Source organism: Acinetobacter sp. FDAARGOS_724 (assembly GCF_013364475.1).
Classification (GTDB): domain Bacteria; phylum Pseudomonadota; class Gammaproteobacteria; order Pseudomonadales; family Moraxellaceae; genus Acinetobacter; species Acinetobacter variabilis.
Window position 1 is genome coordinate 2,374,481 of record NZ_CP054908.1, and the last position, 15,243, is coordinate 2,389,723.

General features: G+C 42.6%; 16 protein-coding genes. 7 read left to right on the forward strand and 9 right to left on the reverse strand.

All coding sequences use genetic code 11. The features are described from left to right. Nucleotides 1–10: 10 nt before the first annotated feature. From FOC32_RS12510 to FOC32_RS12520, 3 genes are read right to left on the reverse strand one after another with little or no spacing between them, the layout of a single operon-like run. Nucleotides 11–709, reverse strand: a complete 699-nt coding sequence (locus FOC32_RS12510; protein ID WP_104426071.1) for a histidine phosphatase family protein — start codon at nucleotides 707–709, stop codon at nucleotides 11–13. Then, the gene (locus tag FOC32_RS12515; RefSeq protein ID WP_034171364.1) at nucleotides 706–1,827 is read right to left on the reverse strand and encodes a phosphotransferase family protein; all 1,122 of its coding nucleotides are present in this window, start codon (nucleotides 1,825–1,827) and stop codon (nucleotides 706–708) included. The genes FOC32_RS12510 and FOC32_RS12515 overlap by 4 nt, the downstream gene beginning before the upstream one ends. Nucleotides 1,828–1,881: 54 nt before the next feature. Next, nucleotides 1,882–3,123, reverse strand: a complete 1,242-nt coding sequence (locus FOC32_RS12520; protein WP_104426070.1) for an acyl-CoA dehydrogenase family protein — start codon at nucleotides 3,121–3,123, stop codon at nucleotides 1,882–1,884. A gap of 94 nt (nucleotides 3,124–3,217) precedes the next feature. Here FOC32_RS12520 and FOC32_RS12525 point away from each other — a divergent pair, with 94 nt between their 5' ends. Together FOC32_RS12525 and FOC32_RS12530 are read left to right on the forward strand one after the other, a co-directional pair. After that, nucleotides 3,218–4,135 (forward strand): LysR family transcriptional regulator, encoded by a 918-nt coding sequence (locus tag FOC32_RS12525; RefSeq protein WP_175967727.1) that lies wholly within the window; start codon nucleotides 3,218–3,220, stop codon nucleotides 4,133–4,135. A 160-nt stretch (nucleotides 4,136–4,295) separates the two neighbouring features. Next, on the forward strand, nucleotides 4,296–4,913 hold the full coding sequence (locus FOC32_RS12530; protein WP_104426068.1) for a thermonuclease family protein: 618 nt from the start codon (nucleotides 4,296–4,298) through the stop codon (nucleotides 4,911–4,913). A gap of 81 nt (nucleotides 4,914–4,994) precedes the next feature. On the opposite strand, the gene FOC32_RS12535 is transcribed toward FOC32_RS12530, so the two are convergent. Genes FOC32_RS12535 through FOC32_RS12545 form a run of 3 tightly spaced genes read right to left on the reverse strand, consistent with a single transcriptional unit; the run spans nucleotide 4,995 to nucleotide 7,558 of the window. Beyond that, nucleotides 4,995–5,102: a DUF2474 domain-containing protein gene (locus FOC32_RS12535; protein ID WP_104426067.1), complete on the reverse strand. Its 108-nt coding sequence runs from the start codon at nucleotides 5,100–5,102 to the stop codon at nucleotides 4,995–4,997. A 9-nt stretch (nucleotides 5,103–5,111) separates the two neighbouring features. Continuing rightward, the gene (gene cydB / locus FOC32_RS12540) at nucleotides 5,112–6,116 is read right to left on the reverse strand and encodes a cytochrome d ubiquinol oxidase subunit II (RefSeq protein ID WP_104426066.1); all 1,005 of its coding nucleotides are present in this window, start codon (nucleotides 6,114–6,116) and stop codon (nucleotides 5,112–5,114) included. Then, nucleotides 6,113–7,558 carry a cytochrome ubiquinol oxidase subunit I gene (locus tag FOC32_RS12545; RefSeq protein ID WP_104426065.1) on the reverse strand — a complete coding sequence of 482 codons (1,446 nt, stop codon included), beginning with the start codon at nucleotides 7,556–7,558 and terminating at the stop codon, nucleotides 6,113–6,115. The genes cydB and FOC32_RS12545 overlap by 4 nt, the downstream gene beginning before the upstream one ends. Nucleotides 7,559–7,818: 260 nt before the next feature. On the opposite strand from FOC32_RS12545, the gene FOC32_RS12550 reads away from it, so the two are divergent. From FOC32_RS12550 to FOC32_RS12565, 4 genes are all read left to right on the forward strand, one after another. Continuing rightward, complete coding sequence (locus FOC32_RS12550) at nucleotides 7,819–8,262, forward strand: MarR family winged helix-turn-helix transcriptional regulator (RefSeq protein WP_004785531.1); 444 nt, start codon at nucleotides 7,819–7,821, stop codon at nucleotides 8,260–8,262. Then, nucleotides 8,259–9,458: an MFS transporter gene (locus FOC32_RS12555; protein WP_005235866.1), complete on the forward strand. Its 1,200-nt coding sequence runs from the start codon at nucleotides 8,259–8,261 to the stop codon at nucleotides 9,456–9,458. The genes FOC32_RS12550 and FOC32_RS12555 overlap by 4 nt, the downstream gene beginning before the upstream one ends. 150 nt (nucleotides 9,459–9,608) lie before the next feature. Continuing rightward, nucleotides 9,609–9,815 carry a helix-turn-helix transcriptional regulator gene (locus tag FOC32_RS12560; RefSeq protein WP_104426064.1) on the forward strand — a complete coding sequence of 69 codons (207 nt, stop codon included), beginning with the start codon at nucleotides 9,609–9,611 and terminating at the stop codon, nucleotides 9,813–9,815. After that, entirely contained in the window at nucleotides 9,812–10,141 is a 330-nt protein-coding gene (locus FOC32_RS12565; RefSeq protein WP_104426063.1) for a hypothetical protein, read from the forward strand. Before FOC32_RS12560 ends, FOC32_RS12565 begins: the two co-directional genes overlap by 4 nt. Before the next feature lie 45 nt (nucleotides 10,142–10,186). On the opposite strand, the gene FOC32_RS12570 is transcribed toward FOC32_RS12565, so the two are convergent. After that, entirely contained in the window at nucleotides 10,187–11,167 is a 981-nt protein-coding gene (locus FOC32_RS12570) for a GlxA family transcriptional regulator (RefSeq protein WP_104426062.1), read from the reverse strand. Between the two features lie 78 nt (nucleotides 11,168–11,245). Here FOC32_RS12570 and FOC32_RS12575 point away from each other — a divergent pair, with 78 nt between their 5' ends. Then, nucleotides 11,246–13,069 carry an acyl-CoA dehydrogenase gene (locus FOC32_RS12575; RefSeq protein WP_171284742.1) on the forward strand — a complete coding sequence of 608 codons (1,824 nt, stop codon included), beginning with the start codon at nucleotides 11,246–11,248 and terminating at the stop codon, nucleotides 13,067–13,069. A 9-nt stretch (nucleotides 13,070–13,078) separates the two neighbouring features. Here the strand turns inward: FOC32_RS12575 and FOC32_RS12580 are convergent, their stop codons facing one another. Then, nucleotides 13,079–13,831 (reverse strand): IS5 family transposase, encoded by a 753-nt coding sequence (locus FOC32_RS12580; RefSeq protein WP_104426538.1) that lies wholly within the window; start codon nucleotides 13,829–13,831, stop codon nucleotides 13,079–13,081. A 134-nt stretch (nucleotides 13,832–13,965) separates the two neighbouring features. After that, nucleotides 13,966–15,180, reverse strand: a complete 1,215-nt coding sequence (locus tag FOC32_RS12585) for an alkane 1-monooxygenase (RefSeq protein ID WP_104426059.1) — start codon at nucleotides 15,178–15,180, stop codon at nucleotides 13,966–13,968. Between the last annotated feature and the right edge of the window lie 63 nt (nucleotides 15,181–15,243).

Sequence of the window (15,243 nt, forward strand, 5' to 3'; positions counted from 1 at the left end):
TCAAAAATTTTTAAATCCAGGTTAGCAGGTCTGGACGTTGTGCTTTAATAAAATGATGTTCATTCAAGCTGAGTAGCTGGGGTTCATTTCCGACCAGACGTAATGTAGTAATGCTGGTATTGGTAATTGCCCAGTTTAAAGCGAAAGTTTTCTCTGGACTCAGACCCAGGATTTTGCCTACCGCGACAGAGATGACACCACCCGAGGTATACACGACTGCATAGCGCGGTTTAGTTTGCGCAAGCTGGTCACATAAATTTTGCAAACCGGTTTCTACACGGCTTTTAAAATTGGGCCAGGATTCATCATATTCGTGGTGATAATCATCACAGGTCCATCGAGCAATCGCTCCACTAAAGATTTTGCTCAAATAGTCTCGCGGATTGGCATGTTCTGAGACATCCTGCTTCAGCAGTTCTGGCTGATTAAAACGCGGTTCATAACGGGCAAAGACCTGCTGATGATTAAACTCATTCCAGGCACTATCGGTCAAAATCTCGATTTCAGGAAAACATTCTTCTAGAGATAACTGCGCCGTTTGTTGATGACGTTGCATAGAACCAGCCACTACATACGGTGCTTCTTTCAGAATTTCATCAAAATAACGACCGAGCAATTTTGCCTGTAGTTCCCCATTTGGCGAAAGCTGATCATAACTGGCTGCCCCGAAAGATGCCTGTCCATGCCGGATCAAGTAAATGGTGGTCATTTTTGCATTAACTCTTTAAATTTCAGGATATATTTTTGTGCAATGTCATTGGCTTCAAGCTTTTGTAGACCAATCAGTTTTAATGCACGGATATGCAAGGCATGAATCACTACCCAAAAATCCTTAAAGGCCGGATTGTTGGTTTGTTTGTGGTAATAACGGTAATAGATCTGCTGAGCAATCACTGAGAGACGGAAAATCCCAAACACCTCATAGAATGTCCAGTTTTCCGGTTGCAGACCGGTTTTCTCCAGATAGTAATCCACCACTTCTTTACGGGTAAACATACCTTTTAAATTGGTGGGCTGACGACGTGTTGCTTTAAAAATGGCATTGTCCGTATCTTCTACCCAATAAGCCAAGGCAGAACCCAAGTCCATCAGCGGATCACCCAGAGTGGCCATTTCCCAGTCCAGCACCCCAATAACTTCAGTTGGATTTTCTGGATCCAAAATGACATTATCAAAACGCCAGTCATTGTGAATGACACAGGTTTTAGAATCAGATGGAATATTATCTTTCAGCCAGTTACGCACGTATTTAAAAGATGGAACATTTAATGTTTTGGCTTTTTCGTAACGTGCATCCCAGCCTTCTACCTGACGACGGCAATAGCCTTCACCTTTACCTAACTTTTCCAGTTCTGTACCAGTGTAAGGAACTTGGTGTAGTTCGATCAGCTTATCAATCACATTAATACATAGAGTCTGGATATCTGGTTCAGTCAGTTGTAATTCAGGCGGCAGCTTGGCACGCGGAATAATACCTTCAATGCGTTTCATCACATAAAAATCACAGCCAATGACTGATTCATCCTGACAAAGTGCCACCATTTCAGGTACGACTGGATAGTGTTCAGCCAAAGCTTTTTGTACATGATATTCACGTGCCATGTCATGCGCAGATTTAGCTTTAGTCCCTTGAGGCGGACGACGTAGAATCAAATCGGCATTGGCATATTGCAAACGATAAGTCCAGTTTGAAGCTCCACCGGAATATTGAGTAAGCTCTAAAGGACCTTCTACATTTACTCCTTGTTGATTTAACCAATCTGTGATGGCCTGTACATCCAGTTCCTCACCTTCACGAACTGACCCACCTACATCAATGACCGCCATAATTTTTCCTTAAAATCTTCTAATACGTTTCAATGTTCTGTATATAAAGCCAGCTTATTTTTTACGACGTGTGTTATAACCACGTTTTGCCAGTTCCAGCTTGGCAATCATACCTTTATGCACTTCATCCGGACCATCAGCCAGACGTAAGGCACGGGCTTGGGCAAAGAATCCGGTCAGCGGTGTATCACGAGAAACACCCGCACCACCGTGGATCTGAATCGCCATATCCACAACTTTCTCCAGTACACTTGGCGCAACGACTTTAATTGCAGAAATTTCAGTCAGTGCTGCCATATTCCCTAAAGTATCCATTTTATAGGCAGCACACAAGGTTAATAATCGAGCCTGATCAATGGCAACGCGAGCTTCTGCGACACGTTCCAGGTTACCACCCAGTTTTAAAATCTCTTTACCAAATGCGGTACGGCTCATGCCCCGGTCAATCATAAGTTCTAATGATTTTTCAGCAGCACCGATGCAACGCATACAATGGTGAATACGGCCTGGCCCTAAACGCCCTTGGGCAATTTCAAAGCCTTGACCTGCACCCCCAATAAAATTCGAAACTGGAACACGAACATTATCGAAGCTGACTTCGCCGTGGCCATGTGGTGCATCATAATCACCAAAGACTGGAAGCATCCGTTCAATTTTCACGCCTGCAGTATCGACTGGAACTAAAACCATGGAATGCTGATGATGACGATCTTTGGATTCATCCGGTGTATGTGCCATAAAGATGATGATTTTGGCATTTGGATCACCCAAACCCGAAGACCACCATTTACGACCATTCAAAACAATTTCATCACCTTCAACTACTGCCGTCGCCTGCATATTGGTAGCATCGCTTGAAGCCACAGCAGGTTCAGTCATACAGAACACTGAACGGATTTTCCCTTCCAGAAGTGGCATCAACCATTGCTGTTTTTGTTCTTCAGAACCATAGCGCCACAATACTTCCATATTACCACTATCTGGCGCATTACAGTTAAAGACGGTAGGTGCAATCAGGCTTCGTCCAGAAAGTTCAGCGATATGTGCATATTCCTGAACGGATAATCCCTGACCTAATTCTGGACAAGGCAAAAACATATTCCAAAGACCTGCCGCTTTGGCTTTATCTTTCAATATTTCAAGCTCTGCCGGCCATTGCCATTTGGTCCAGTCGCCACCTTGATTCAGTTGATGCACCTGATGCCAGAAACCAGCCTCGACAGGTTCAATTTCATCAGTAATAAACTTTTTTGTTCTATTTAAATAATCCTGTGCTCGTACAGACAACTCAAACATTGCTTTATCCCTCTGAATATTCTAATTCATACGCTTTACAACACCTTAACCCAAAATATATTATGAATAAAATGATTTAATTCCATATAGCAGTATGCATAGTATTCATTCAAAAACCGTGATGGACCTACGAAATTTTCATCGTATTGATATTAATCTTTATCCACTTTTTATTGCCATTTACGAACAAAACAGTATTTCTAAAGCTGCGCAAATTCTATCGATAAGCCAGTCAGCGGCCAGTCATGCTTTACAACGTTTAAGACAGCATTTACAGGATGATTTATTTGTGCGAACGGGTAGCAAGATGCAGCCCACACCGTTTGCGGATCAGATCTATCCTGAAATTAAAAATGCACTTTTTGCGATTCAGAATATTTCGATGCAGCATCAGCAATTCAGACCGGAATTGATTCATAGCTTAAAAATCGCTGTACATGATGAAATTGAACCCATGATATTTCCAAAACTGGTTCAACATTTTCAAAAAATTAACCTGGATCTTCAGCTGAGTAGCATGAAACTCGACCGTAAAAATATTGCTGCAGATCTCGCCTCTCAACAGGTCGATTTTGTCATTGATCTGGAGCAAAGTATTAGTGAAAAAATTCAGTTTGAACGACTGGTACAAGATGAATTCGTGGTCTGTACACAACAAACAGAAATGAATGAACAGATTTATCTGGCCTCACCTCATATTGGCGTTTCCTCACGCCGTACGGGAGTTTTAGTTGAAGATATATATTTAAGTCGAAAACATTATTCCCGGCAGATTTTTTTACGTTGTCAGCACTATTCCACAGCCCTCCAAATTCTGGAACAACAAAAGACTGCCATGCTGACAATTCCTAAAAATGTATTGACACATCTACAGTTAGCAAACTGTCTGAATATTTTTGATGTTCCTGTACAACTGCCGAAAATTAATATGGGGATGTATTGGCATAAAGATCTGCAAGAAAATAAAAGACATCGATTTTTGAAAAATGAAATTTATAAAATTTTTACTTAGGCTATTTATTAGATGATTTAAAATTGCTTAGGCTATTTTATTATCAGGTTTTAGGATTGCGATTGGGTTAATTTGATAGTGCTTAGGCTATTTTATCGGTACAAAACTAAACACTGATTGATGACTTTTTAAGCCTTATGCGGAGTGGCTTTGATCTAAAATGGCTCAACTTTTAGCTGTGTTTATGCGGCTGTTTTTGCTGATTTGGATCTTGCCCTTGTTACATCTCTCCACCACCTGGCAAATTGTGCTGGGCTTCGTACTTCTGTGTTTTTCCTATTATCTACTGCATAAAATTACGGTGTATTTAAAGGACCTATTTCGCCCCTTTAAGAAAGGTAAGAAATACTGGTGCCGGGTTAGTGCTGTCAGTGATGGCGATACCCTCACCTGCTACCGTTTTAATATCCGTCGCTCTGAGACCAAACTGCGCTTTGCTTATGTCGATGCACCTGAATCTTCACAGGCCTATGGTAAGGAATCGTTACGCCTGGTTCAAAGTATGGTTAAAAATAAAATAATTCGTGTACAAATTACTGATATTGACCGATATGGTCGCTGTGTCGGTGTGGTCTATCGTTATCGCAAGAATATCAATGAAGAGATTGTGAAACGTGGTGCGGCATGGGTTTATGAGGAATATATCCGGGATAAAAACCATTTACGCTATATGATGGAACTACAGAATAAAGCCAAAAAGCAGAAAAAAGGGTTATGGAAAAATAGCCGCCCTGTCCGTCCAAGTGTGTATCGTAAACAGATCAAAGCCTCATCTTGATTTTTAAGATCTAAAATTTAGCTTATAAAAAAGGGATCTGTACTAACAAATCCCTTTTGCTTGTTCAGTTCATATGATGACCTAATAGGCCAAATGCACCAGAAAGCGGAATGCCCCTGCAATAAGTGCCAGTGTCAAAAAACCTGCAAGCCATAAGCCTACAAACCATACTATCTGTTTGCGTGTCATACCTGCTCCTTAATGATAACCATCATCACCAACACGCACCTTATGCCGGAATACCCAATAGGACATGCAGGTATAAATCACGATAATCGGAATCAGGACTAAGGCTCCAATCAAAGCAAATAACTGACTATTTTCATGTGCCGCTGCCTGCCAGATCGTGACTGATGGTGGAATAATATAAGGCCACAGACTAATCAGAAAACCGGTATATGCCAGGAATACCAGCACTAACATATAGGAAAATGGTCCTAGTTCACTGCGTCTTTTACAGGCACGTAAGGCCAGCCAGGTAAACAATATGACCAGGATCGGTACGGGCATAAAGTAGGTAAATTGAGGCTGGCTGAACCAGCGCTCCGCAACTTGCGGATGGGTCAACGGCGTATAAACACTAACTGCACCTAGAATAATCAATAAGGCTATAATCAGCTTCGGCATCAGTTTAAACATGCGATCCTGTAAATCATCACCGGTTTTATAAATGAGCCATCCACAGCCTAATGCTGCATATAGCACCACGACACTGATTCCTGTAAATATACTAAATGGACTGAGCCAATCCAGACCACCACCTACATAGACACCATTTCGTGTTTCAATTCCCTGAATATATGCACCCAGGATCATCCCTTGCAAGAAACTGGTGACGATCGATCCACCTATAAAAGCTTTATCCCACCAATGTTTGCTTTTATTCGCCTTAAAACGGAACTCAAAAGCAACACCACGAAAAATCAAGGCGATCACCATCAGGATAATGGGCATATACAGTGCTGAGAGTACCGTCGAATAAGCCAATGGAAAGGCAGCAAATAATCCAGCGCCCCCTAGAACCATCCAAGTTTCATTACCATCCCAGACCGGAGCGACCGTATTCATCATGACATCGCGTTCATCCTGATGCGGGAAGAATGGAAATAGAATGCCAATGCCCAGATCGAAACCATCGAGAATAGTATAGACCAGTACACCCAGTCCAATAATCGCAATCCAAATTAATGATAAATCAATCATTTTTTATCCTCCTGATCCGGATGTTCAGGAACATCTTCAATACGCTCGCGAATACTGCTCAATGGTCGACGGGAAGCCTGAACCACATCGCTATCCGATTCATGGTGTGGTCTGGAATGAATAAATTCTGGACCTCTATGCATTAGGCGCAACATGTAGAAAATTCCTACGCCAAAAACAACGCAGTACACCACCACAAAGATAATCAAGGTCAAACCGACCTGTTCAGCGGACACTGGTGATAATGCATCTTTGGTCCGCATAATGCCGTAGACAACCCAAGGTTGACGGCCGACTTCTGTGGTAAACCATCCTGCCAGCATGGCAAGAAATCCGGATGGACCCATGATGAGTGCAAAACGATGCAGACCACGTGACTCATAAAAACGTCCTCGGGTACGTGACCATAGCCCCCATAATGCAAGCAAGAGCATCAACATACCCATCCCGACCATAATCCGGAAACTCCAGAACACGACCAGTGAATTGGGTCGATCTTCAGGCGCAAAATCTTTAAGCCCCGTGACTTTTCCATCCATAGAGTGCGTCAGAATCAGACTACCCAATTTAGGAATACCAATTGCATATTTGGTTTCTTCCGCTTGCATGTCTGGAATCCCAAACAGGTATAAAGGCATTCCTTCATCATGATTGGTTTCCCAATGGCCTTCCATCGCGGCCAGTTTGGCTGGCTGATGTTCAAGTGTATTCAGACCATGCATATCCCCCACAAAAATCTGTAAAGGTGCAAGTGCCAGAATCAGCCACATGGCCATGGAAAATGAAGTTTTAACTAAAGGATCGCGACGACCCTTGATCAGATGCCATGCTGCTGTTGAGGCTACAAGTAAGGCCGAGACCAGAAAGGCGGCCATCGCCATATGGGCCAGACGATAAGGAAAAGACGGGTTAAATACGATCGCTACCCAATCCTGCGGGACGATTAGGCCGTTTTCAATCGCAAAACCTTGTGGGGTCTGCATCCAGCTATTGGAAGATAAAATCCAGAACATGGAAATACAGGTGCCGACTGCGACCATTAAAGTGGAGAAAAAGTGTGCTCGTGGGCCAACCCGATCCCAGCCAAAGAGCATGATGCCCAGGAATCCGGCTTCTAAAAAGAACGCAGTTAAAACTTCATAAGCCAGCAAGGGTCCGGTCACACTTCCAGCGACCCGGGAAAACTCACTCCAGTTGGTTCCGAACTGATAGCTCATTACCACACCGGATACGACGCCCATACCAAATGCAACGGCGAAAATTTTGACCCAAAACTTGAACAGATCCTGAAAAATCGGATTTTTAGTCTTTAACCAGCGCCATTCCAGAATAGCCAGAAAACTTGCCAATCCGATTGAAATTGCAGGAAAGATAATATGAAAAGATACAGTAAAGGCGAACTGTATACGTGCTAACTCTAATGCAGTTAAACCCAGAGTCATAAACTTCACCTATGTAGTGTTATTTGGCATATCTGCCCTTCAGTTATTAAGTGATGGATTTTTCTAGTGCTTAGGTAGCTTAGGCTGAATCATTCTTAAAAGTATGTAGTCTTTTGTTGATTGTTTTTTAATCAGGTTAAAGACTTGTAATAACTTAGTCAAAAAGACGTTAACCATGCAAAAATTTTCAAAATTTCCCTCTTGTCTAATTGAATAAAGAGGCGTAAATTAGGCACAATTTAGTTAGCTAGGTTAACTATATGTTTCAACCCTCTTCCAGATTTCGTTCACTGTTGCTGCGTTGCGCACGACTCATGAGTGATGAAATCAATACTATTTTGTTATCCTCCCAACTTAATTATTCCTTATGGCAAGTGCTCTATACCATTCAATCCCAACAGCAATGCACGCTGGTTGATATTTCAAGCTATTTAAATGTTTCAAAACCAAGCATAACCAAACGTATCCAGCATTTAAGTGAACTCGACTTAATCTGCCAGATCGAAACCGAAGATAAACGTCAAAAAGTATTTAAACTCAGCGAGCAAGGGGTTAAAACCTTTAACCTGTGTTCTAAACAGATTGATGCTTTTGAAGATCAGTTACTGCAACAGATTGACGCAGATGATCTGCAAAGCAGTAAAAATACTTTGGTTCAGCTGATTCAGCAATTACACCCTTCATCTCAGGAAACACCACAATGAGCCAAGATCAAGCCCGCTTATGGACCCCTAATTTCGTCCTGGTCAGTCTGGTTAATTTCCAGCTTGTTCTGGTGTTTTACCTGCTGGTGATCGTGATTGTCGGTTTCTCGGTCGCTGAACTGGGAGCATCGACTGCACAAGCCGGTCTGGTATCCGGTCTGTTTATTGTCGGAACGCTAATTGGACGCTTATTTATTGGGAAGTTGCTGAATCGTCTAGGGCTGAAAAATACTCTAGTGATTGGCCTGACTGGCTTTTTACTATTTTCCGGACTTTATATGATTCCGGCCAAACTAGAAGTGTTATTGGGTATTCGTCTGATCCACGGCTTTATGATGGGTATGGCCTCTACCGTACTCGGCACAGTAATTGCGCAAACCATTCCGGCAACACGACGTGGTGAAGGTATCGGTTATTTCAGTATGAGCAGTACGCTTGGTACAGCGATTGGTCCTTTTGTCGGGATCTGGCTGATGACGAATTTTAATTATCAGGTGATTTTTATCTTCACCACTATCGTTGCGCTCAGCTGCCTGATCTGCGGTCTGTTTATCCAGCCGCCGCGCCTTAAAGCGAGTGGTACATCAACTTCCTCTGTTCCACAATCTGCCAGTAAACTCGCTCAATATGTAGAGCCCAATGCCTTGCCGATTGCAGTGATTGTCCTGCTGGTGGCTACCTGTTATTCAGGCGTACTATCCTTTATTCACTTCTATGCCAAGGACATCAATCTGGTCGAAGCAGCCTCTTTCTTCTTCCTGATGTATGCCTTTGCTATTCTGCTGTCGCGTCCTTTTACTGGCCCATTAATGGACCGTAAAGGTGAAAACATCATTATCTACCCTGCAATCGTGATTATGGCAGTAGGTATTCTGATGCTGAGTCAAACACAAAACTCTGTGATGTTACTGGCGAGTGCCGCGTTATTAGGTTTTGGTTTCGGGAATATCCAGTCCGTGTGTCAAACCATTGCTGTGAAAAGTACCACCTTGCAACGGATGGGCCTCGCCACCTCAACCTTCTTTATTGCACTGGATGCAGGTCTTGGTTTCGGCCCTTATTTCCTCGGCATGCTGCTGGATCAGGTGGGTTATCGTCAGCTTTATCTGTTCTCTGCATTGCTTACCTTTAGCTGTCTGATCTGGTATTACCTGCTGCATGGCCGCAAGGTTAAATCGACCTCAGTCAAAGCTTAAACGAGTTGATTCAATACTTTTTAAACGGGCATCAAGCCCGTTTTTTATATCTCGACCTTTTTAAATGACGCTTATTTTCATCATTATGAAATATATAATTTACACAATGTTAAATATATATTACATTTTGAATGATGTTGGAGTAAAGACATGTTAAAGAATGACATCATCGTGTTCCGTGCTAAAAAACGTTGGACACAACAACAGCTTGCTGATGCAGTGGCAGTCAGCCGCCAAACGATTACTGCATTAGAAAAAGAGAAGTACAACCCTTCCTTGATACTGGCATTCAAGTTAGCAAATGTGCTTGAAACCACGATTGAGGAACTGTTTAGTTATGCTGAGGAAGAAACATGACACTATATTGGTTATTGATGGCTAGTATTTTAAGTATTGTGGTTGCTGTGATTTGCTGTGAAATATATAAAATACGCTTTGAGTGCTCACAGGAAGCCAAAGACGAAAGAGGAACCATGATTTTATTAAAGCAGAAGTCATTATCCTATAACATTTTATTTTTGGGGATTAGTTCAGCCTTTTTGATCATCATCGGATTTGAAGGCTTCGGACTAAAATGGTTAGAACGTGAAGTTTTCATTTACTGGATCATGTTCACTGGCTTCCTGCAAAGCATCGCCTCAACTATTTATACGCATTATTTACGTAAAGACATCTTTAGCTAATAAGTATGTTAAGAGAGATTTTCGAATCTCTCTGTTTATCAAAATCTAGAAACGTCGGCTAAAACGACGGCGATATTCTAAGGGTGTTAACCCTGTTTTTTTATAAAATAAACGCCGAAATGAGCTTGGATCCTGATAGCCGACATTTTGCATAATCAGATCTATTGCCTGATCGGTTTCCTCAAGACGCTTACGTGCCGCTTCAATACGAATGGCTTGCAGATACTGGTTCGGTGCAATATTTAGCGCCTGCTTAAAATGCCGGATTAAAGTACGAGTGGTGACATTAAAACGTTCTGCCAGTGCATTCAAAGTGAATTCTTCATGAAAATGCTGCTCTAACCAGTCCTGAATCTTTTGCACCAGTTCATCATGATGAGGTTGACCAATCTTCATTAATGAATAAGACAATTGACTATCACGTCGATAATCAATCACAAAGGATTTGGCAGATTGCATGGCAACTTCAAAACCATAGAAACGTTCAATCAGATGCAAGCCTAAGTCAAACCAGGCCAAGCCTCCACCTGCACAGTAAATATTCTGATCCCGGCTAATCATCAGATCGGCATTGAGTTTGACCTGAGGATAACGGGCACGAAACATGTCCTGAAATCCCCAATGCGTTGTCGCCACACGTCCATCTAAAATGCCGGCTTCTGCCAGAAAGAAATTTCCGGTGCAGTTTCCAGCGATTAAGGTGGATTGTGCATGAGCGGAAGTTAAAAACTGAATCAGGCCTGGATTTTCATCCAGTACCTCTTGAATAGGTGCGGCAATGGTCGGCACTACCAGAATATCTGCTGTTTGAATCTCTTTATACGCACAATGAGCTTGCAATTCCAGACCATTAATACAACGAATTGGCTGTCCATCTGGACTGGCGATCCTGACTTTAAACAGGCGTTGTACATCCTGCTGCTGAATCCGGTTCCAGCTCACGCCAGCCATAGCAAATAAATCGACGACACCTGTAATTGCTGAAGCCAAAGCACCATCAAAGCCTAAAATCACTACCTGTTGCATATTTTTCTATTTGTCTTTTTTCACCCTATTCATGTCATTATTGACAATCCTCCTTGATAAATGCAACTGCTAGTCTTGATGCTATCTCAAGGATTACACATTCAGGATCGTACTGTGACTCAGCTGATTAATGATAAAGACCTCAATTTTCTGCTTTATGATGTTTTCAAACTCGAAGCCTTAACTGACCTGGAACGTTATCAGGATCATGACAAAAATACCTTTGATAGCATTCTGGAAACGGCAAAAGGCATCGCGACCGATTATTTTGCGCCGCATAATGCCAAGGCTGATCATCACGAACCGAGTTTTGATGGCAAACAGGTGAAGACCATTGATGAAGTGAAAATAGCATGGCAACAATTTGCTGATGCTGGCCTACTCTGCGTCCAGCATGATTACGCAGACGGCGGCATGCAATTGCCGACTTTGGTGAATATGGCCTGCAATGCCTATTTCATGTCGGCGAATCCTTCGACTGTTGCCTACTCTTTTCTGACAGCCGCTGCAGCAAATCTGATTCAGGCCTTTGCTTCTTCAGAACAAAAACAAATGTTCTTGCCGCATATGCTCAGTGGCCGCTTTGCCGGGACTATGGCGATGACCGAGCCGAATGTAGGTTCCTCTTTGGGAGATCTGACCACTAAAGCGATTTCTCAGGCAGATGGAAGCTATAAAATTAAAGGCCAGAAAATGTTTATTTCTGGTGGTGATCAGGACATTACTGAAAATATTGTGCATCTGGTTCTGGCTCGTATCCAAGATGCACCACAAGGCGTAAAAGGTATTTCCCTATTCATTGTGCCGAAACTCAAAACCAATACAGATGGCACTTTAGGTGAATCCAATGATGTCCAGCTGGCTGGCCTGCTACACAAAATGGGCTATCGCGGCACTACTTCAACAGTTCTAAGCTTTGGGGAAAATGACAATTGCTTAGGCTATTTAATTGGTGAAGCGGGGCATGGCTTAAAATACATGTTCAAGATGATGAATGAAGCACGTGTCGGTGTTGGTCTCGGTGCAGCCATGATTGGTTATCGTGGTTATCTGGAATCTCTGGACTATGCCAAAAACCGTCCTCAAGGCCGGCTGGTTCATGAAAAAACACCTGGTGCCAAGCCCGTGAATATCATTGAGCATACTGATGTCAAACGCATGTTATTAGCACAAAAGTCTTATGTTGAAGGTGCTTTGGCGCTGTGCTTATTTGCAGCCCGCTTAATTGATGAACATCAGGCTGCACAAGATGAAGATAGTGCCATTTTGCTGGATCTCATTACACCCGTGGTCAAGTCCTTCCCTTCTGCCTATGGTCCTAAAGCCAATGATCTGGCGATTCAGGTCTTGGGTGGTGCAGGCTATACGCGTGAATATCCGGTTGAGCAATGCTATCGGGATAACCGTCTTAATCCGATTCATGAAGGCACTTATGGGATTCAGTCTCTGGATCTATTAGGCCGTAAACTCTGGCAGCACAATGGCAAAGGCCTGACTCTGCTCATGCAACGCATCCAGAAAACCTTATTTGAGATTCAGGATAGCAAGTTAACAGAACTGGCAGATGTCTATAAACAGCATCTTGCCACTGTGCAAAAGACCACTCAGGTTTTAGGTCAGGCTCTGCATCAAGGCAAAGTTAGTGAAGCTTTGGCCAATTCTGGGCTATATCTGGATATGATGGGCAAAACTATTATCGCGTGGTTGTGGATGGAAATGGCCAATCAGGCTCAACTTAAATTTGGCACATCTTCTCAACAGGAAGATCAAGCCTTTCTGACGGGTAAAATTCAGGCAGCTCAATATTTTATTCATTGGGAACTGCCTGAAATTGAACATCAGGCTAAATTACTGATGAACTTCGATGACACCTGTCTAAATATGCAAAGTGACTGGTTCTAGGGCGTGTCCTCATTTGGCTTTACACCAAATAAACATGCAAACAATGTAAATCATAGACTGGTAATTTCGTGCAAGCTTATCAAATCGGGTTGCAATCGCTCGGAAATGCTTCAATCTCGCAAAAGCATTTTCAACTAAATGTCTTAATTTATATAGATATTTATCAAATTCCTTATTCGATTTCTTACTGTTTGATCTCAATGGAATAATGGGAATCATATCCTTGTTCTGGGCATATATTCTAATGTGCTCAGCATCATACCCCTTATCAGCAATGAGATAAGTTGCCTCGCCTACAGTATCAATCAGTTGTTTTGCAACTTGACTGTCGTGGACGCCACCCCCAGTGATTTTAAAATCAATCGGTAATCCATTCGCGTCGGTTGCAAGATGTATTTTTGTTGTTCGTCCACCACGTGATTGTCCAATTGCTCTTTCGAAACCATTCCGAGCTCCACTTGCATGTTGATGCACGCGTATGTAGCTTCCGTCAATGAATACCCATTCTTGATCCAAGACGCCTCGTAATCTAAAAAAAAATTTATTCCATAATCCCTTGCTTGCCCAACGATTAAAACGATTATAAGCAGTTTGCCAAGGACAAAATTCTTGAGGAATATCACGCCATGTGGCGCCTGTACGCAGTTTCCATAAGATCGCTTCCATGATATTTCTACTATTCTTTGAACGGTAGCAACCATGTAATCGCATAGTATCTTGAATTTGCTGCCAGATATCATCGGTAAGAAGAGTACGTGCCATTGAAAATATAGAAATAAAAATAACTTAAAGGAGGATTTTAAGTATTTAAAACCAATTCTTCAAATGAGGACACGCCCTAATTAAAAATCAATAAAAATGCGCCTCGAATGGCGCATTTTTATTTGTTTACATCATCAAGCCGCAGCGTCTTTTAGACCAAATTTCTTAAGTAGCTTGGCACGCTTCGAAGGCAGAATATTCGCTTTAGTCAGATCGCCTTGATAATGCTGATACACACGTTGATCCATCATCTTGTACCACAATGGTGGAATCAGTGCTGGAATCAGCATGGTAGCATAACCACTTGGTAATTCTGGCGCTTCATCAAAATGTCGCAATGCCTGAAATGGCCGGCTTGGATAGGCATGATGATCCGAATGGCGTTGTAACTGGTACAGGAACAGATTAGTCACGATGTTGTTATTGTTCCAGCTATGCTCGGGCAAGGTTCGCTCATAGGTACCATCCGCTTTTTGCCCGCGTTTCAACCCATAATGCTCGATATAATTCACGATCTCAAACAGGCTGATGCCATAGAAGGCTTGGGTCAGCGTATAAGGAATAATTTTCTTGCCATACGTTTTCAACATCAAGGCATGATAGCCTGCACTCATGGCCCAGCCATGAAACAGTTCATTCTCCTGACTAAAGAATTTTAAGCCTTTACGTTCCAAACGTCTTTTTTCTATCTGAATTGCTGATTTCAAGCCACCCAATACGGTACGTGGCCAGAAACGGTAGAAAGATTCACCCATTTTCGAAGATGCCGGGTCTTCTGACGTCGCCACCCGTTTATGATGTCCATAAGGATGCTCAATCCGGAAATGGTTATAGGCCAGTGGCATCAGGCTGGCATGCGACCAGTAATGGTCTTTTTTCTGAGAACGATGGCTCAGCTCGTGCGCAGTATTCACGCCGATTCCATTGATCGCCCCCATAGATACGCCAAGTAGAACCTGATCGACCAGAGAAACATTTGGGCGGGATACTACATAGCCTGCAAAAGCATTGGCAGCCATTTGCAAAGGAATAAACATCTTCACGATCCGGTCATAATAAGGATCTCTGACCAATGCCTGAATCTGCTCATCATTTGGATTATTGGCATCATCACCAATTAAAGCATCCAGAGTCGGGATAATCACATGCAATAATAAAGGTCCACCCATCGCAAAGACTTTTTTAGTGGCTTTGGGACCAAAATGATAGCCAGCCAGAATTCCCATACCGATCACAGGCAAACTGGGACTGAGCAGCCAGCCAAAACGTTTTTTATCCAGTTGTAAACCTTTCAGCACTGACGCATCCTGCGTGAACAGAGCTTTGCTAATTTGTGCAGGGGCGTTCATTGCGACCCTCCTTTTTTATGTTACTCTGCACATATAGTTGAATATTTCAGCATTAGCGAACAG